This is a genomic window from Streptomyces sp. NPDC001020 (assembly GCF_053599115.1).
Map to the genome: position 1 here is coordinate 1 of NZ_JBSFLQ010000076.1, position 17,119 is coordinate 17,119.

General features: G+C 68.7%; 17 protein-coding genes and 1 pseudogene. 10 read left to right on the forward strand and 8 right to left on the reverse strand.

Annotation, left to right across the window (positions count from 1 at the left end):
* From ACWDEX_RS36330 to ACWDEX_RS36340, 3 genes are all read right to left on the reverse strand, one after another.
* The coding region (locus ACWDEX_RS36330) for a DUF4231 domain-containing protein (RefSeq protein WP_450468832.1) at window positions 1-365 on the reverse strand (365 nt) is incomplete at its 3' end.
* A gap of 11 nt (window positions 366-376) precedes the next feature.
* A complete protein-coding gene (locus tag ACWDEX_RS36335) occupies window positions 377-1,129 on the reverse strand; it encodes a glycerophosphodiester phosphodiesterase family protein (protein ID WP_450468834.1) in 753 nt (250 codons plus the stop codon).
* A 72-nt stretch (window positions 1,130-1,201) separates the two neighbouring features.
* A complete protein-coding gene (locus ACWDEX_RS36340) occupies window positions 1,202-2,359 on the reverse strand; it encodes a tetratricopeptide repeat protein (RefSeq protein ID WP_450468836.1) in 1,158 nt (385 codons plus the stop codon).
* A 454-nt stretch (window positions 2,360-2,813) separates the two neighbouring features.
* Between ACWDEX_RS36340 and ACWDEX_RS36345 the strand changes: the two genes are divergently transcribed.
* Complete coding sequence (locus ACWDEX_RS36345) at window positions 2,814-3,671, forward strand: trypsin-like serine peptidase (RefSeq protein ID WP_450468838.1); 858 nt, start codon at window positions 2,814-2,816, stop codon at window positions 3,669-3,671.
* A 415-nt stretch (window positions 3,672-4,086) separates the two neighbouring features.
* Here the strand turns inward: ACWDEX_RS36345 and ACWDEX_RS36350 are convergent, their stop codons facing one another.
* Entirely contained in the window at window positions 4,087-4,551 is a 465-nt protein-coding gene (locus tag ACWDEX_RS36350) for an ATP-binding protein (protein ID WP_450468840.1), read from the reverse strand.
* Window positions 4,552-4,725: 174 nt separating this feature from the next.
* On the opposite strand from ACWDEX_RS36350, the gene ACWDEX_RS36355 reads away from it, so the two are divergent.
* The 5 genes from ACWDEX_RS36355 to tyrS all read left to right on the forward strand — a co-directional run bounded on the left by ACWDEX_RS36355 (window position 4,726) and on the right by tyrS (window position 10,196).
* Entirely contained in the window at window positions 4,726-5,577 is an 852-nt protein-coding gene (locus ACWDEX_RS36355) for a helix-turn-helix domain-containing protein (RefSeq protein ID WP_450468842.1), read from the forward strand.
* Window positions 5,574-5,834: a DUF397 domain-containing protein gene (locus ACWDEX_RS36360; RefSeq protein WP_450468843.1), complete on the forward strand. Its 261-nt coding sequence runs from the start codon at window positions 5,574-5,576 to the stop codon at window positions 5,832-5,834. Before ACWDEX_RS36355 ends, ACWDEX_RS36360 begins: the two co-directional genes overlap by 4 nt.
* 87 nt (window positions 5,835-5,921) lie before the next feature.
* On the forward strand, window positions 5,922-7,478 hold the full coding sequence (locus tag ACWDEX_RS36365) for a TldD/PmbA family protein (RefSeq protein ID WP_450468845.1): 1,557 nt from the start codon (window positions 5,922-5,924) through the stop codon (window positions 7,476-7,478).
* A complete protein-coding gene (locus ACWDEX_RS36370) occupies window positions 7,475-8,869 on the forward strand; it encodes a metallopeptidase TldD-related protein (RefSeq protein WP_450468847.1) in 1,395 nt (464 codons plus the stop codon). Before ACWDEX_RS36365 ends, ACWDEX_RS36370 begins: the two co-directional genes overlap by 4 nt.
* A 58-nt stretch (window positions 8,870-8,927) precedes the next feature.
* Complete coding sequence (tyrS, locus tag ACWDEX_RS36375; protein ID WP_450468849.1) at window positions 8,928-10,196, forward strand: tyrosine--tRNA ligase; 1,269 nt, start codon at window positions 8,928-8,930, stop codon at window positions 10,194-10,196.
* Between the two features lie 68 nt (window positions 10,197-10,264).
* Here tyrS and ACWDEX_RS36380 read toward each other — a convergent pair whose 3' ends face one another.
* A complete protein-coding gene (locus tag ACWDEX_RS36380; RefSeq protein WP_450468851.1) occupies window positions 10,265-10,546 on the reverse strand; it encodes a GlsB/YeaQ/YmgE family stress response membrane protein in 282 nt (93 codons plus the stop codon).
* A 245-nt stretch (window positions 10,547-10,791) separates the two neighbouring features.
* On the opposite strand from ACWDEX_RS36380, the gene ACWDEX_RS36385 reads away from it, so the two are divergent.
* Window positions 10,792-11,220, forward strand: a complete 429-nt coding sequence (locus ACWDEX_RS36385) for a DUF3099 domain-containing protein (RefSeq protein WP_450468853.1) — start codon at window positions 10,792-10,794, stop codon at window positions 11,218-11,220.
* Between the two features lie 229 nt (window positions 11,221-11,449).
* Window positions 11,450-11,689: a hypothetical protein gene (locus tag ACWDEX_RS36390; protein ID WP_450468855.1), complete on the forward strand. Its 240-nt coding sequence runs from the start codon at window positions 11,450-11,452 to the stop codon at window positions 11,687-11,689.
* A 91-nt stretch (window positions 11,690-11,780) separates the two neighbouring features.
* On the opposite strand, the gene moaA is transcribed toward ACWDEX_RS36390, so the two are convergent.
* The 3 genes from moaA to ACWDEX_RS36405 all read right to left on the reverse strand — a co-directional run bounded on the left by moaA (window position 11,781) and on the right by ACWDEX_RS36405 (window position 14,889).
* Entirely contained in the window at window positions 11,781-12,770 is a 990-nt protein-coding gene (moaA, locus tag ACWDEX_RS36395; protein ID WP_450468861.1) for a GTP 3',8-cyclase MoaA, read from the reverse strand.
* Window positions 12,771-12,916: 146 nt separating this feature from the next.
* Window positions 12,917-14,536, reverse strand: coding sequence for a solute symporter family protein (locus tag ACWDEX_RS36400; protein ID WP_450468857.1), 1,620 nt, complete (start codon window positions 14,534-14,536; stop codon window positions 12,917-12,919).
* Window positions 14,533-14,889, reverse strand: coding sequence for a DUF485 domain-containing protein (locus ACWDEX_RS36405; protein ID WP_450468859.1), 357 nt, complete (start codon window positions 14,887-14,889; stop codon window positions 14,533-14,535). Before ACWDEX_RS36405 ends, ACWDEX_RS36400 begins: the two co-directional genes overlap by 4 nt.
* Before the next feature lie 367 nt (window positions 14,890-15,256).
* Between ACWDEX_RS36405 and ACWDEX_RS36410 the strand changes: the two genes are divergently transcribed.
* A complete protein-coding gene (locus tag ACWDEX_RS36410) occupies window positions 15,257-16,780 on the forward strand; it encodes a S8 family peptidase (protein WP_450468860.1) in 1,524 nt (507 codons plus the stop codon).
* 70 nt (window positions 16,781-16,850) lie between these two features.
* A pseudogene (locus tag ACWDEX_RS36415) lies at window positions 16,851-17,119 on the forward strand (peptidase S8); the annotation flags it as partial.

Sequence of the window (17,119 nt, forward strand, 5' to 3'; positions counted from 1 at the left end):
GAGAGTTTCCACTCCAAGTACGCATGACTGATCGCTATTTCCGTGTTGCGCAGCAGAATCCATGACTGGTCGAACCGGTAGAAGGAGCGCAGGGCTGTGATCACCGAGACGGTGACACCGACGAGGGACAGGGTCAGTTCCTTGTGAGGGAACTGCGAGGTCGCGACGAGCGGTAGCAGTGCGCCTACGGCGATCACGACGATGCCGCTGGCCCGGTAGCCTCGTCTGTGCCAGCGGGCTCGCGCATCGTAGAAGTGCCGTAACCGTTGCACGTACCGCTCAACGGCCGCATCCAACTCGTCGTCGGCGACCTCCAGGAACTCGTCGAGGGCTGGGGCGCGGAACCTCCGCCAAGGCGTCCCCACAGAATCCTCCCTCACATCTCGGGCACCCGGTGGGCCGTAGGAAGGTACCCGTCGAAGAAGAAATTGTCCGCCACACGTGCCGCGTGCGCCTCGGTTTTCGCCGATGTGACGGTCCAGGCGAGGACCGGTGTCCCTCTGTTCTGCCAGAACGTGGTCCAGCGGGACGGCAGCATCTCGAGTTCGTAGGCGATGAAGTCGGGCGATGTCGCGAAGTTGGTGACCATGGTGCGGCCGATCAGTGCGGCTGCCCGACCGGCGGAGCGCAGGGCTCCGGAGATCTGCCCGACCGGCCTGTCGGGGATCAGGCGCCGCAGCCGGTACACGGCGAGCGGGTCGAAGGACTGCAAGGCGAGCGGGCCCCGGTAGTCCCGGATGCCCCCGGCTACGGCTCGCTCCAGCCGCGGGCTCGACTCCCGGCCCCAACGCCGTACATCGATGACGACGGGGACGCGGCTGTCGGTCGCCTCAAGGGCCTGCTCGAGGGTGGGCACCGGTTCACCGGAGTCGCCAAGTCGCAGTCGGCCCAAGTCCGTGCGACAGACCTGGGATACAGGCAGTGCCCTGCCCGTCATCCGCTCCAGCGTGGCATCGTGCAGGACAGCCAGCGTGCCGTCATGGGCCAACTGGACGTCGAGCTCGATCGGAATGCCCTGCTCGGCCGCGCGGCGGAACGCCGAAAGGGAGTTCTCGGGAATGCCCAGCACGGGGTCGAAGAGGCCACGGTGTGCGATCGGTTCGGAAAGAAGCCAGTCCGGATCCCGCATCGGATCCCCCTCCGGTAAGCACCACCGCCTTGAGGAGATATCCCCTCAAGAGCGCGGGCTTACCCGACCCGGTCACGCCAGCGCCGGATTCCCGCAGCACTTCTTGTACTTGCGGGCCGAGCCGCACCAGCAGGGGCCGTTGCGCGGAGGCGGCCAGTCGGTCGTCCGTCCTGTGCGGGCGAGTTCGGCCGCGTACGCGGAACAGGTGTCCGAGGTGTCGGGGGATGCGGCGATCTTCTCCGCGTGGGCCTCCAGCCCGGCCAGTGTGGCGTGGCCGACCGCCAGATGCGGAACGCCCTCCTCGGACAGCTCCCCCAGTGTCCGTTCGACCTGCCGCTTGTGGCCGGCGTGGTCGTCGCCGTACGCCTCTGCTGCCTTCGGCCGACGCTCGAGCAGCTTCGTGAACTCGTCCGGCGGCCAGTACAGGACACAGGTCTTCCGGGGGCCGGTGGGCGCGGTTCGGGCCGTCTCCAGCGTGTCCGTCAGTGCCGCGATCCCGGCGTCCAGCGCTTCGGCTCCGCCTTCCTTCAGCCGCTTGAGGCGGAGCGGGTCGTGGGCCTCGTCGAGCGGCCGCGCGCGGCCCAGCCAGGCCGTCTCGCGCCGCTCGTGCAGTTCGTCGGCCACGTCGTCCCAGTCGTCATGCGGGGAACCCAGCAGGCGCCGCACCCGGTGGCGGCCGATGACCAAAGTCTCCAGGTCGAAGCCGTCCGGGGCTTCCTCCACCGCGTCCGCCGTCACCGGGGTGCCCGCGCCAAGTACGTGTGTGACGCCTGCCGTGTACCACTCGGCGGCCGTCGCCGACTCACCCGCTCCCTCGAAGGCCTCGGCCACGAAGTTCCAGGCGGCCGGGTGGCGGGGGTGCCTCTTGCGGAAGGCGGCGGCCGCCGCACGGGCGTCCTCCTCGCGTCCCGCGTCCCACAGCGCGCCGATCCGGAAGGCGTCCACCAGGTCCGGTTCCGAGGCGCCCCCGGTGTCCGGATCCAGCAGCCGCTCGTACAGCGCGAGCGCCCTGTCGGGCTCACCCGCTTCCTGCCACGCGTCGGCGGCCTCGAGGAGCAGTTCCTCGCGGTCCTGCGGGTGGTGGGCGGCCAGCCGTTCGCACTCCCGTGCGACCTGGGCGGGGGTAAGTGCGGCAATGGTCGGGCGGGGCGCGGGGGTGGGTCGGTTCGTGCGCACTCGGTGCGAGTTCTTGCCCTTCCTGCGGCCAGTGCGCCATTTACTGGAGGACATGCCACCACCGTAGTGCGGCCGAAATCCGTGCCGCCGGGGAATCCGGTGCATTCACCGCTGCGTGAGCATCCCGCCCACTCATGCGGGCAGGCTACCGGCCCCGCCCCCGACGTCAGCAGGCAGACGTCCGAAATTCCACCCACTCAGGGGCGTTCCCCGTCCAAGATCCATTGGTGGCGGCTTTAGGCTCACCTTGGCCGGACCTCGCCTTGTGCCACCTATACCCACACATTACTTTCGCTTTACAAACCTCCGGCGCCACACCAGCCACAGGGGGTGGCTGGCCGCACTCGGTTACCGGAGTTCAGGGGAGGGGTCTCCTTTGCGTCTCAGATCGATCCGCCGTGTCGCGATCCGGTCGGCCGTCACCGCGGTGGCGGCCGCAGGCCTGTTCATAGGACTCATACCGTCCGCAGTCGCCGAACAGAATCCCACTGACACCGTCGCTCACGCGGTGAACACAAAGCGCGCCACTCTCGACGAGTACTGGACCACCGAACGGATGGAAGCAGCCGTCCCCGTGGACATCGGTGATCCCACCGCAGACGAAGGGGCGGCCGAATCCACCACTGCTCCGCAATTAGCGACCGGCAAGCCCACCATCGGATCCGAACCGGTCACCGTCGGCGCCTCCATCACGGTCAGCGCCACGAAGGTCGTCGGCAAAGTGTTCTTCACCGGCTCTGACGGCAAGGACTATGTCTGCTCGGCCTCGTCGGTGAACAGTGCCAACAAGAACATGATCTTCACCGCCGGGCACTGCGTCCACGGCGGCCCCGGTAAGTCCTGGGCGACGAACTGGCAGTACGTCCCCTACTACGATCACGGCAAGCGGCCGTACGGCACCTGGCGAGCCGACTGGCTCATCTCGTTCAACGGATGGATGAACGACGGCGACTTCGGCTACGACCTGGGCATCGTCATCGCGACCCCGCTCAACGGCACTGAGCTCGTCGACGCCGTTGGTGGTCTGGGAATCCAGTGGAACTACGGCAAAGAGCGCTACATGACGGCCATGGGATATCCGGCCTCGTACGGATTTGACGGCCAGTGGCAGTACTACTGCGCGGGAACCACGTCGCAGCGGAGCTCCTCCGTCACGGACCAGATCAAGATCCCGTGCAACATGACCGGGGGTTCCAGCGGCGGCCCGTGGATCTACGGCAAGGATGACAACGTCTACTACAGCGGGTACGTGAACGGTGTGAACAGTAACGTTCCGTCCGACGAGGTATCGGCTCCCACCGTGATGCGTTCTCCGTACTTCGCCACCTGGGTCGGCGACGCATTCAACAAGTACTCTTCTTGGTGACCGGGCTGTCCGTCGACGGACGCCGGGATCTCCCGCCGAGGAGGACTCCGTGACGTTGCGCATGAGGATGGCGCTCATCGCCCTGCTTCCGCTGTTTGCCGCCACGGCCTGCGGTTCTGACTCCGCAGACGGAGGAACCGGCGAAGCACCGCCGGTCCCTGCTCAGTCGACCCCTGCCAGGGAAACGACGCCCGAGGTCTCATCATCGAGCACGTCGCCGACAGGGTCGTCGGGTCCGGGAACGCCTCAGGAACAGCACCTCCCTGAAGAGTCGCAGCAGAGCATCATCACGAGCGGCGAACCGATCATGCCCACGGACTGAAAAATCCCCGAGCGAGCCTTTGGCTGCGTACTTGTTGAACCAGGTACGCAGCCGAAGCGTTTCGAGGGGCAGCATGGCAGTCGACGGACCCGGCTATGCGCGGCGGAGGCACGGGGCCGCGGGCAGTGCGCACTCCGCCCACACGGTCTTGCCCGGCCCGGTGCGCTCGCGGACGCCCCACCGCGCGGCGAGGGCTTCCACGAGGAGGAGGCCTCTGCCGCCGTCGCCGTCCGCCGGGTCGGGGATCGACTCCGGTGGCTTCGGCCGTGCCGGGTGAGTGTCGGACACCTCGACGCGTACGAGGCCAGCGGCACGGTCGCAGCGCAGCCGCAGTTCGAAGTCCCGTCCCGGTACGCGGCCGTGCAGGACCGCGTTGGCCGCGAGTTCGGCGACGACGAGGGCGACGGCTTCGGAGGCCGGGCTGCCGTACGGCACGCCCCACTGGTCGAGCTGGTGCACGGCCAGCCGACGGGCGAGCCGCGCTCCGCGCCGGGTGGCGGACAGCCGCTGGACGAACACACTTACGGTAACGGCCTCTTGGGCGTGCGGTACTGGCATGAAGGCAACGTTCCGGATCCGCCCGCCCCGCCAACAGGAACGAAACCCATACAGACGCGGCTGTATCAGCGCACACTCTGGACTGGGTGGGTAACTCGCCGTGACGCTGGAAGGGTTGGGCTGGTTGAGCGGGCGTCGGCGAGAACGTGAGCACGGCACGGGAGGTACGCGGCGATGACGGCGGACCATGGTGGGGGCGGCGGTACGAACAACGAACCCGAACTCTCCGACAGTCTCAAGACGTTCGGCGCGGTCCTGAAGGCCTTACGCGAGGAATCCGGCCTGACGCAGGAGGAGTTCGCCGGGCGGGTGCGGTACTCGGCCGCGTACGTCGCGAAGATCGAGCAGGGGAAGCGGTTTCCGCCGACGGATCTTCCCGCGCGGGCGGAGGAGGTGCTGGGGGCGGTCGCGGTCAAGGTGCTCAGCGCCGCGGCGAGGAGTCTGACGAGGAGGGCTGGGCTGGCTTCATGGTTCCGGCAGTGGGCGGGGATCGAGGAAGAGGCGATCTCCTTGTATGCGTATGAGTGCCGAGCGGTTCCGGGGTTGTTGCAACCGGAGGGGTACGCGAGGGCGGTGTTCAAACGGCAACTCCCGCCGTGGACCGACGAGCAAATCGACCACAAGGTGGCGGCACGGCTTGAACGCCAGGCGTTACTTGCCGAGCGGCCGAACACCGCGTTCACGTTCATCATCGAACAGGCCATCCTTGAACGAGGAGTGGGTGGCGCATCGGTGACCAAGGCCGTCATCGACCACCTGTTGCATGTAAGCATGCGGACCAACGTCGAGGTCCAAATCATGCCTCTGCATCAGGAAGACCACTGTGGAGTCGACGGTCAGCTGTACTTGGCCGAGACGCCTGGACACCAGTGGTTCGGTTACACCGAGGGGCATCGGTCCAGCACTCTGATCGCTGATCCCGGCGAGGTGAGCGTCCTCCATCAACGCTATGGCAAGCTCCGTTCTCAAGCCCTGGATTGCCGGGCTACGGTGAACCTGCTGGAACAGATGCGAGGAGCGCTATGAGCACCACTGATGAGCTGGCCTGGTTCAAGAGCAGCTACAGCGGCAGTGGCGGCGGCAACTGCGTCGAAGTAGCCGTGAACTGGTTCAAGAGCAGCTACAGCGGCGGCGACGGCGACAACTGCGTCGAGGTCGCCGCGTGCTCCGAAGCAGTCCACATCCGCGACTCCAAGGACAAGGCGATCCGGCCCCTCACCGTCACCCCGACCGCCTGGGCCGCGTTCACGGCACTCGCGGCGGACTCGTCGCTCGACGGCTGAATCCACGCGTGGGAGACCCGGCCAGGGGGACGTGGTTCACTGCTTGCGATGGCCTCGCAGGCAGTCAACCTCGAAGGGATCCCACCCGTGCCCCACGAAGTCGATCAGTCATTCCTGGCCCTCCCCCTACGCCCCCTCGCCGACGCCGCCCTCGCCCGCGCGCGGTCGCTCGGGGCCGAGCACGCGGACTTCCGGTTCGAGCGGGTGCGCAGTGGCGCGTGGCGGCTGCGCGACGGCAAGCCCTCCGGGTCGTCGGACACCACCGACCTTGGGTACGCGGTGCGGGTCGTGCACGGCGGGACCTGGGGATTCGCCTCGGGTGTCGATCTCACCCAGGACGCCGCCGCCAAGGTCGCCTCGCAGGCCGTGGCGATGGCCAAACTGTCGGCGCAGGTGATCAAGGCTGCGGGGTCCGACATGGGGGCACCTCCCACGCCTTTCAGGCAGTGGGGGAGGGTGGAGTTGGCGGACGAGCCGGTGCACGCCGAGAAGACCTGGGTCTCGTCGTACGACATCGACCCCTTCACCGTGCCCGACGAGGAGAAGACGGGGCTGCTCGCGGACTGGAGCGCCCGGCTGCTCGCGGCCGACGGCGTCAGCCACGTGGACGCCTCGCTGCTGACCGTGCACGAGAACAAGTTCTACGCCGACACCGCCGGGACCGTGACCACCCAGCAGCGTGTGCGGCTGCACCCGCAGGTCACCGCCGTCTCGGTCGACGAGTCGACGGGCGAGTTCGACTCGATGCGCACCCTCGCGCCGCCGGCCGGCCGCGGCTGGGAGTACCTGACCGGCACCGGCTGGGACTGGGACTCCGAACTGGATCAGATCCCCGAACTGCTCGCCGAGAAGATGCGCGCGCCGAGCGTCGAGGCGGGCGTGTACGACCTGGTCGTCGACCCGTCGAATCTGTGGCTGACCATTCACGAGTCCATCGGGCACGCCACCGAGCTGGACCGGGCCCTCGGCTACGAGGCCGCGTACGCGGGTACCTCCTTCGCCACCTTCGACCAACTGGGCAAGCTGAAGTACGGCTCGGAGCTGATGAACGTCACCGGTGACCGCACCGTCGAGCACGGCCTGGCGACCATCGGGTACGACGACGAGGGGGTCGCGGGCCAGTCCTGGGACCTCGTCAAGGACGGCACGCTGGTCGGCTACCAGTTGGACCGGCGCATCGCGAGGCTGACCGGGTTCGAGCGGTCCAACGGATGCGCGTACGCCGACTCGCCCTCGCACGTGCCGGTGCAGCGCATGGCCAACGTGTCCCTGCAACCGGACCCGGCCGGGCTGTCCACCGAGGACCTGATCGGTGGCGTGGACAACGGGATCTACGTCGTCGGCGACCGATCCTGGTCGATCGACATGCAGAGGTACAACTTCCAGTTCACGGCGCAGCGGTTCTTCAGGATCGAGAACGGACGGATCACCGGTCAGCTTCGCGACGTCGCCTACCAGGCGACGACCACCGACTTCTGGGGCTCCATGGCGGCCGTCGGCGGCCCGGGGACATACGTCCTCGGCGGCGCCTTCAACTGCGGCAAGGCCCAGCCGGGTCAGATCGCGGCCGTCTCCCACGGCTGCCCCTCGGCCCTCTTCAAGGGCGTCAACGTGCTCAACACCACGCAGGAGGCCGGCCGATGACCGCCCGTACGAACAAGCCTCACGAGATCGTCGAGCGTGCCCTCGGTCTGTCCCGCGCGGACGGGTGCGTCGTCATCGCCGACGAGCACTCCAGCGCCAACCTGCGGTGGGCGGGCAACGCGCTGACCACGAACGGTGTCACGCGCGGGCGCACCCTCACCGTGATCGCGACCGTCGACGGCAAGGAGGGCACGGCGTCCGGGGTCGTCTCGCGCTCGGCCGTCACCGCCGACGACCTGGAGCCGCTGGTACGGGCCGCGGAGGCCGCCGCACGCGGCGCGGGGCCCGCCGAGGACGCGCGGCCGCTGGTGACAGGGGTGCCGGAGTCGCCCGACTTCACGGACGCGCCCGCCGAGACCTCGTCCGCCGTCTTCGCGGACTTCGCGCCCGCGCTCGGGGAGTCGTTCGCACGCGCGCGTGCGGGCGGCCGGGAGCTGTACGGCTTCGCCCACCACGAACTCGTGTCGACCTACGTCGGCACGTCGACGGGGCTGCGTCTGCGCCACGACCAGCCGAGCGGCACGCTGGAGCTCAACGCCAAGTCGCCGGACCGGACGCGTTCCGCGTGGGCGGGCTGCTCCACCCGGGACTTCAAGGACGTCGACCCGGCGGCGCTGGACACCGAGCTGGCCCGGCGGCTCGGGTGGGCGGAGCGCAGGGTCGAGCTGCCCGCGGGCCGGTACGAGACGCTGCTGCCGCCGACCGCGGTCGCGGACCTGCTGGTCTACCAGCTGTGGTCGTCGGCGGCCCGGGACGCGGCCGAGGGCCGCACGGTCTTCAGCAAGCCCGGCGGTGGCACGCGCATCGGCGAGAAGCTCTCCCGGCTGCCGCTGACCCTGCGCAGCGATCCCCAGCACCCCGGCCTCGAGACGTCGCCCTTCGTCATCGCGCACTCCTCGGGCGACGACGCGTCGGTGTTCGACAACGGGCTGCCGCTCAAGGCCACCGAATGGATCGGCGGCGGCGAGCTGAAGCACCTGACGAGCACCCGGCACACCGCGGCCCTGACCGGCCTTCCGGTCACACCGTCGATCGGCAACCTGATCCTGGACGGGGGCTCCGACCGGTCCCTGGAGGAGATGATCGCGAACACCGAGCGCGGTCTGCTGCTGACCTGCCTCTGGTACATCCGCGAGGTCGACCCCGCGACCCTGCTGCTCACCGGCCTGACCCGGGACGGCGTCTACCTTGTCGAGAACGGCGAGGTCACCGCCGAGGTCAACAACTTCCGGTTCAACGAGTCCCCGGTCGACCTGCTGGGCCGCGCCGACGAGGCGGGCCGCACGGAGAAGACCCTGCCGCGCGAATGGAGCGACTGGTTCACGCGCGCCGCGATGCCGTCACTGCGGGTGCCCGATTTCAACATGAGTTCTGTCAGCCAGGGCGTATAACCTCGTAGGCGGCTGTCACCCGACTGCCCCGAAGATCATTTGAGGAGACGCGAGAACCGTGACGGACATCGTCGACGAACTGAAGTGGCGTGGGCTTATCGCCCTCTCCACGGACGAGGACGCATTGCGCAAGGCGTTCACGGACGGTCCCGTCACGTTCTATTGCGGCTTCGACCCGACCGCGCCGTCCCTGCACATCGGTCACCTGGTGCAGGTGCTCACCGTGCGCCGGCTCCAGCAGGCCGGCCACCGGCCGCTGGCGCTGGTGGGCGGCGCCACGGGCCAGATCGGTGACCCGCGCCCGACCGCCGAGCGCACGCTGAACGCTCCGGAGACGGTGGCCGGCTGGGTCGACAGACTGCGCGGCCAGATCGAGCCGTTCCTCTCCTTCGAGGGGGAGAACGCGGCGACGATGGTCAACAACCTCGACTGGACCGAGGGCCTGTCCGCGATCGAGTTCCTCCGGGACATCGGCAAGCACTTCCGTGTCAACAAGATGCTGACCAAGGACTCCGTCGCCCGGCGTCTGGAGTCCTCCGAGGGCATCAGCTACACGGAGTTCAGCTACCAGCTCCTGCAGGGCATGGACTTCCTTGAGCTCTACCGGAGGTACGGCTGCACGCTCCAGCAGGGCGGCAGCGACCAGTGGGGCAACCTCACGGCAGGCTTGGACCTGATCCACCGGCTGGAGCCGAACGCGACGGTGCACGCCCTGGCGACGCCGCTGATGACGAAGGCGGACGGCACCAAGTTCGGCAAGACCGAGGGCGGCGCCGTCTGGCTGGACCCGGAGATGACGACGCCGTACGCGTTCTACCAGTTCTGGCTGAACACGGACGACCGGGACATCTCGTCGTACATGCGGATCCTGTCCTTCAAGTCCCGTGAGGAGCTGGAGGAGCTGGAGAAGCAGACGGAGGAGCGTCCGCAGGCCCGGGCCGCGCAGCGGGCGCTGGCCGAGGAGCTGACCACGCTGGTGCACGGCGCCGACCAGACGGCCGCCGTGATCGCCGCGTCCAAGGCCCTCTTCGGCCAGGGCGACTTGGCCGAACTCGACGAGAAGACGCTGGCGGCGGCCCTGTCCGAGGTGCCGCACATCGAGGTCGCCGAGCCGACCCAGGTGGTCGACCTGTTCGCCGAGGTGGGTCTGGTGGCCAGCAAGTCGGCCGCGCGGCGCACGGTGAAGGAGGGCGGCGCGTACGTGAACAACGTCAAGGTGTCCGCCGAGGACGCCGTGCCCGCGGCGGAGGATCTGCTGCACGGCCGCTGGCTGGTGCTGCGCCGTGGCAAGAAGAACCTGGCCGCGGTCGAGGTCACGGGCGCCTGAGGCGTTCTCCGTAATCCCGGCGGAAAGGGGGGCGGCGCTCCGGGAGGCCGCCCCGTTTTCCATGGGCGTCACGCCCTCTGCCGCTCTCTCTCACCCTTCTTCGCCAGGTACGCGGTCTCGCCGACGAAGACGAAAAGGACCGCGGCGGCGATCTGGAGGCCATGGCGCCCCCAGTCGATGCCGGGGGTGGACGCGATACCGATGGCACGGGCGACCGCGTTGCCCACGATGCCGCCGAGCATGCCCATGAGGGTCGTCAGCCAGATCGGGCTGTGTTGTCTGCCCGGAAGGATCAGCTTGGCGATGATGCCCAGGATGAATCCGACGATGATCGCCCACAACCAGCCCATGACTGCCTCCTGGTACGGCTCGACGTGAGCAGTACGCCCAGTCTCGGCGTGCGGGCCGTACGACGCATGTCGGGCACACGCCTACGTCGTGGTGCGCAGTGTGTTCGCACAGGCAGAAGCCGCCCCGGTCTCGAAGGCGGCGGAGGCGCGGCGTAACGTTGTCGGTGTGCGCGGCCCGGCTTCCGGCCGGGGCACGGACGGGGTGCGGGCCAGGGGAAGTCCGAGCAGGCGGATGGTGGAATGTGATGCGGAAGCTGAACAAGGGCGGTAGCGCCGCGGTATTCCGGATCACCGGTGCCCGACAGGGTCTCGCGGCGGACGTGAAGGGCCGGCAGCGCCGCTACGTCATCTCGATGAGCGTGCGCACGGTCTCGGTGATCCTCGCAGCCACCCTGTGGAACGTCGAGCGGCCCGTCGCCATCGTCGCGCTGGTCCTGGGGGCCATCCTCCCCTATATCGCCGTCGTCATCGCCAATGCCGGGCGGGAGAACGCGCCCTCTCTGCCGTCCACGTTCGTCACCGCTCCTATGCGCCCCATGATCGGGCCGCACGGTGGGGACGCCTCCGATTCGAGCGAAGTCGGGGGCGGAGCGGGTGCCGCGGAATCCGTTTCGGAAGACGCCCCGGCCGGGCCTGCGGCGGGGTTCCGGAGCGAGTCGCGCGAGCGGGCCTGACCACGCGGATCGCCAGGACGTCGCCGCGACGCGAAACCCCCTCCCGCACCGAGCCCGGGAAAAGCTGAGATCAATCATGTTGTTCCGGTGCCGGGCACCGGGTGACGCATGACATACTTCGTACGCGCTCCGCATCCCCCGTCGGAGCGACAGACCGACGCCGGGCAGCTCCCCCCGTGGCTGCTCGGCGTCGCCTTTTGGCCGGTCGGGGACGCGGTAGGGTCGGAGCGTGACCGTCCCTGATCATGATGCGCCGATCTGCTCCGCCAAGGGCTGCCGCGCCCCCGCCGTGTGGGTGCTCGCGTGGAACAACCCGAAGATCCACACCCCGGAGCGCCGCAAGACATGGCTCGCCTGCGAGGAGCACCGGGAACACCTGTCGAAGTTCCTGGGCGTACGGGGGTTCCTGAAGGACGTCGTCGCGCTGGAGGACTGGGAGTCTCCCGAAAGCGGCTCACCAGCGGACTGAGTCACCCGCTGGCCCGCGGGTATCCGGGCCGAATCACCCTGATCGCGGGTATCCGAGCCGTATCACTCTGATCGCGGGCATCCGGGCCCGGTCATCCCCCGATCGCGGACATCGGCCGCTCCGGCTGCAGGAACGACGGATCGTCCAGGCCCGAACCCGCCTTCTTGCCCCACATCGCCAGCCGCCAGATACGGGCGATCTCCTCGTCGGGGGCACCGGAGCGCAGTGCGCCGCGCAGGTCGGTCTCCTCGGTGGCGAACAGGCAGGTGCGTACCTGTCCGTCGGCCGTGAGCCGGGTGCGGTCGCAGGCCGCGCAGAACGGACGGGTGACCGAGGCGATCACCCCGACGCGGTGCGGGCCGCCGTCGACGATCCAGCGTTCGGCCGGGGCGGATCCGCGCGTGTCGGCGCCCTCGGGGGTCAGCTCGAAACGCGTGCGCAGTGCGGCCAGGATGTCCCCCGCGGTGACCATGCCCTCGCGTTTCCAGCCGTGCTGGGCGTCCAGGGGCATCTGCTCGATGAAGCGCAGCTCGTAGTCGTGCTCGACCGCCCAGGCCAGCAGGTCCGGGGCCTCGTCGTCGTTCAGGCCCGGCATCAGGACGGTATTGACCTTGACGGGGGTCAGGCCCGCCTCGCGGGCGGCTCTCAGGCCCTCGATGACGTCCTTGTGGCGGTCCCGGCGGGTGAGGTTCTTGAAGACGTCCGGGCGGAGGGTGTCCAGCGAGACGTTCACCCGGTCGAGGCCTGCGGCCTCCAGGGCGGCGGCCGTGCGCTTCAGGCCGATGCCGTTCGTGGTGAGGGACATCTGGGGGCGCGGACGCAGCGCGGCGACCCGCTCGACGATGCCGACCAGTCCGGGGCGGAGCAGGGGCTCGCCTCCCGTGAAGCGGACCTCCTTGATACCGAGGGAGGTGACCGCGATGTCGATCAGGCGGACGATCTCGTCGTCCGTCAGCAGGTCGGGCTTCGCCAGCCACTGCAGGCCCTCCTCGGGCATGCAGTACGTGCACCGCAGATTGCACCGGTCGGTCAGCGATACCCGCAGGTCGGTGGCCACCCGGCCGTAGGTGTCGATGAGCACGTGGGCCCCCTCCCTCATCGCGGATGTCTCATTCTCCGTCACTGCGAGAGTACGTGACGCCGCTGACATCGACAGTGCCAGGACCGCACGAGGTACGCCGCGGCCGCGTCGTGGATTCCTACGACGCGGCCGTCGGTGCGAATCGGTCAGTGCGCCCCGGTTCCGGTCAGGGACCGCACCTCCAACTCCGCGTACTTCCGGGCATCCGGTTCTTCCTTGGACAGCAGCGTGCCCAGCCAGCCCAGCAGGAATCCGACCGGAATGGAGATGATGCCCGGGTTCTCCAGCGGGAACCAGTGGAAGTCGACGTCCGGGAACATCGACGTCGCCTTGCCGGAGACCACCGGGGAGAACAGCACCAGGCCGACCGCGGTGACCAGACCGCCGTAGATCGACCACAGCGCGCCCGTGGTGGTGAACCGCTTCCAGAAGAGGCTGTAGAGGATCGTCGGCAGGTTGGCGGAGGCGGCCACCGCGAAGGCGAGGGCGACCAGACCGGCGACGTTCAGGTCACGGGCGAGGGCGCCCAGCACGATGGACACGGCGCCGATGCCGACCGTGGCCCAGCGGGCCGCACGCATCTCCTGCTTCTCGTCGGCCTGGCCCTTCTTGATGACGTTCGCGTAGATGTCGTGTGCGAAGGACGAGGACGAGGCCAGGGTGAGCCCGGCGACGACCGCGAGGATCGTGGCGAAGGCGACCGCCGAGATGCTGGCCAGCAGGATCGCGCCCCAGTTGGAGTCCGTGCCGCCCAGATGCAGCGCGAGCAGGGGGGCGGCCGTGTTGCCCGCCTTGTTGGAGGCGATGATCTCGTCCGGTTTGATCAGCGCGGCGGCGCCGAAGCCGAGGGCGAGGGTCATCAGGTAGAAGGCGCCGATCAGTCCGATCGCCCAGTTCACCGACTTCCGGGCCGCCTTGGCGGTGGGCACCGTGTAGAAGCGGATCAGGATGTGCGGCAGGCCCGCGGTGCCCAGGACCAGGGCGACACCGAGCGAGATGAAGTCCAGCTTGGTCGTGCCGGTGGCGCCGTACTTCAGGCCGGGCTCGAGGAAGGCCGAGCCCTTGCCGCTGTTGTCGGCGGCCTTGCCGAGGAGGTCGGAGATGTTGAAGTGGAACTTCAGCAGGACCAGGAAGGTCAGCAGCAGAGCGCCCAGGATCAGCAGGACCGCCTTGACCATCTGCACCCACGTGGTGCCCTTCATACCGCCGATGGTGACGTAGACGATCATCAGGACGCCGACCAGGGCGACGATGCCGATCTTGCCGCCGTCGCTGGTGATGCCGAGCAGCAGGGACACCAGGACGCCCGCGCCCGCCATCTGGGCGAGCAGGTAGAAGATCGACACGACGATGGTGGAGGTACCGGCCGCGGTACGGACCGGGCGCTGGCGCATGCGGTACGCCAGCACGTCACCCATGGTGTACCGACCGGAGTTGCGCAGCGGTTCGGCGACCAGGAGCAGGGCGACAAGCCAGGCGACCAGGAAGCCGATGGAGTACAGGAAGCCGTCGTACCCGAACAGGGCGATCGCGCCCGCGATGCCGAGGAAGGACGCGGCGGACATGTAGTCACCGGAGACGGCCAGGCCGTTCTGGAAGGCGGTGAACTGGCGGCCGCCGGCGTAGAAGTCGGCGGCGTCCTTGGTCTGGCGGCCGGCCCAGACGGTGATGACGAGAGTCGCCACCACGAACACCGAGAACAGGGTGATGATCAACGGCCGGTGCTCGCTCGCCTCACCGGCGGCAAGGATCACTGCGGGGCTCATGCGCCGCCCTCCATACGGGACTTGATGGCCTCGGCCTTGGGGTCGAGCTTGGCGGCGGCGTGCCGCGAGTACCACCAGGCGATCAGGAACGTGCTGAGGAACTGGGCGAGGCCGAGCACCATGGCGACGTTGAGGTTGCCGAAGAGCTTGGTGCCCATGAAGTCGCCCGCGTAGTTCGACAGCAGGACGTAGACGAGGTACCAGGCGATGAACGCCACGGTCAGCGGAAAGGCGAACGAGCGGTGGGAGCTGCGCAGTTCACCGAATTCTGCGCTCTCCTGGACCGCGACGAACTCCTCGGCGGGCGGAAGGCTCCGCCCTGCCTTGGAGGGTGGTGGTGCGTCGGTGGCCACGGTGTCTCCTCGCGTTGCGGGTGCGGTGACGACGGCGGTCGGCGGCGAGTGGTTCGCCGTCGGGGACGGATCGGGTACGGGCATACGGCGGTTGACTTCTGAGTGACATGGATCACGTGACAGAGTGCGACGGTAGCGCTTCTCTGCGTGAATCGGCAGGGGCACCGATCGTCCCGGTGCTCCCTGCCCAAGGTCACGGCGCCACGCATGGACCGGTTCAACTCCCCCGGCCTCTTTCGCACATCCTCGCGAGAAATCATTGCTGACCTGTCTGGATGCCGGATAGCTTCGCCCTGCACCACCGTCATGCACCTGCCGGGCGCACATGTGTTCCGGCATGTTCGATTCCGGATGATGTGGAGACCCCATGGCTCATTCGCGCACCAGACGCCGACTCGCCCTCGCCGTACCGGTCGTGCTGTCGCTCACCGCCTCCCTGGGCTTCCTGCCGGGTGCGGCGTCGGCCGCCCCGCGTACGGCCACCGCGGAGACCGCCTCCGGCACCGAACTGACCTATGTGGTCAACACGAAGACGGACAGTCACACGCTCACCGCGGTGCGAGAAGCGATATCCGCGGCCGACGGCACCGTCGTGGCGACGTACGACAAGATCGGTGTGTTCGTCGTCCGCTCCGCGAACCCGGGCTTCGCCAAGTCCCTCCGTACGGTCCGCGGGGTGGAGTCCGCCGGCGCGACCCGGACCGCGCCGCTGACGGCCGCGGGCACGACGGACGAGGGCGACGCGCAGTACCTGACGAAGGCGGAGGCGGCGAAGATCGCCGCTCGGAGCACCGCGCCGGGCCAGGAACCGCTCGAGGCCGACCAGTGGGACCTGCGCGCGATAGGCGCCGACAAGGCCGCCGGGATCAACCCGGGCAGCCGCAACGTGACGGTCGCCGTCATCGACACGGGCGTCGACGACACCCACCCCGACCTCGCCCCGAACTTCTCCGCCTCCCAGTCCGCGAGCTGCGTGAGCGGCAAGGCCGACACCTCCTACGGCGCCTGGCGGCCCGCGGAATCCAGCCACTACCACGGCACCCACGTCGCCGGTGAGATCGCCGCGGCCCGCAACGGCGTCGGCGTCGCCGGTGTCGCCCCGAACGTCAAGGTCTCCGGCATCAGGGTGGCCGACCCGGTCGGTGAGCTCTTCTATGCCGAGAGTGTCGTCTGCGCGTTCGTGTTCGCCGCCGACCACGGCGTCGAGATCACCAACAACAGCTACTACGTGGACCCGTGGCGCTACAACTGCATGGACGACCCGGACCAGAAGGCCATCGTCGACGCGGTCGACCGCGCCCAGAAGTACGCCCAGCGCAAGGGCACCCTCAGCGTCGCCTCGGCGGGTAATTCCAAGGACGACCTCGCCTCCCACGCGATCCTCGACCCCTCGAGCCCCAACGACACCACCCCGGGGAACCGCACGGTCGACCCGCACAACTGCCTTGACATCCCGACTCAGTTGGACGGTGTCGTCACGGTCAGCGCGACCGGGCCCACCAACGCCAAGTCGTACTACTCCAGCTACGGGAACCACGTCGTCGACGTCGCGGGACCGGGCGGCGACAAGCTCGTGAGCGCGAACACGCCGTCCAAGGACGGCCGCATCCTCTCCACGATGCCGAACAACCAGTACGCCTTCCTGCAGGGCACCTCCATGGCGTCGCCGCACGTCGCGGGCGTGGCCGCGCTGCTGAAGTCCGCCCACCCGAACGCGACTCCGGAGCAGCTCCTGGCGCTTCTGAAGGCGCAGGCGGACAACCCGGGCTGCCCGACGGACCCCTACGACTACAACGGCGACGGCGTCGTGGACGCGACCTGCGCGGGCAACAAGCGCGTGAACGGTTTCTACGGCTTCGGCATCGTCAACGCCCTGCGGGCGGTCAAGTAGCCCGTCCGCTCACTTGTCGAGCTTCCGCACGACTCGTACCACTGCTACCGCGAACCAACTGGAGACCTCTATGACAGCGCTGAGCAAGCGCTCCCGTCGCCTCGTCGCCCTTCCGCTGGGGATGGCCATGGCGACCGCCTTCGCCTTCCTGCCGGGCGTCACCGCGTCGGCGGCCGAGGGTGCCCCGACGGCCGCGACGACCACGACGGCCGACGCGACCTCCCTCAGCTACATCGTCAACCTCGCCACCGGACAGGGCCCGTCGGCGTCCGTGAAGAAGGCCATCGCCGACGCGGGCGGCAGCATCGTGATCGCGTACGACCAGATCGGCGTGATCGT

What these genes read in the sequence shown, in the direction of transcription:
- ACWDEX_RS36335 (WP_450468834.1), bottom strand. Translation starts at nt 1,129, where the DNA reads ATGCGGGATCCGGACTGGCTTCTTTCCGAACCGATCGCACACCGTGGC.
- ACWDEX_RS36340 (WP_450468836.1), bottom strand. Translation starts at nt 2,359, where the DNA reads ATGTCCTCCAGTAAATGGCGCACTGGCCGCAGGAAGGGCAAGAACTCG.
- ACWDEX_RS36350 (WP_450468840.1), bottom strand. Translation starts at nt 4,551, where the DNA reads ATGCCAGTACCGCACGCCCAAGAGGCCGTTACCGTAAGTGTGTTCGTC.
- ACWDEX_RS36355 (WP_450468842.1), top strand. Translation starts at nt 4,726, where the DNA reads ATGACGGCGGACCATGGTGGGGGCGGCGGTACGAACAACGAACCCGAA.
- ACWDEX_RS36360 (WP_450468843.1), top strand. Translation starts at nt 5,574, where the DNA reads ATGAGCACCACTGATGAGCTGGCCTGGTTCAAGAGCAGCTACAGCGGC.
- ACWDEX_RS36370 (WP_450468847.1), top strand. Translation starts at nt 7,475, where the DNA reads ATGACCGCCCGTACGAACAAGCCTCACGAGATCGTCGAGCGTGCCCTC.
- ACWDEX_RS36380 (WP_450468851.1), bottom strand. Translation starts at nt 10,546, where the DNA reads ATGGGCTGGTTGTGGGCGATCATCGTCGGATTCATCCTGGGCATCATC.
- ACWDEX_RS36385 (WP_450468853.1), top strand. Translation starts at nt 10,792, where the DNA reads ATGCGGAAGCTGAACAAGGGCGGTAGCGCCGCGGTATTCCGGATCACC.
- ACWDEX_RS36400 (WP_450468857.1), bottom strand. Translation starts at nt 14,536, where the DNA reads ATGAGCCCCGCAGTGATCCTTGCCGCCGGTGAGGCGAGCGAGCACCGG.
- ACWDEX_RS36410 (WP_450468860.1), top strand. Translation starts at nt 15,257, where the DNA reads ATGGCTCATTCGCGCACCAGACGCCGACTCGCCCTCGCCGTACCGGTC.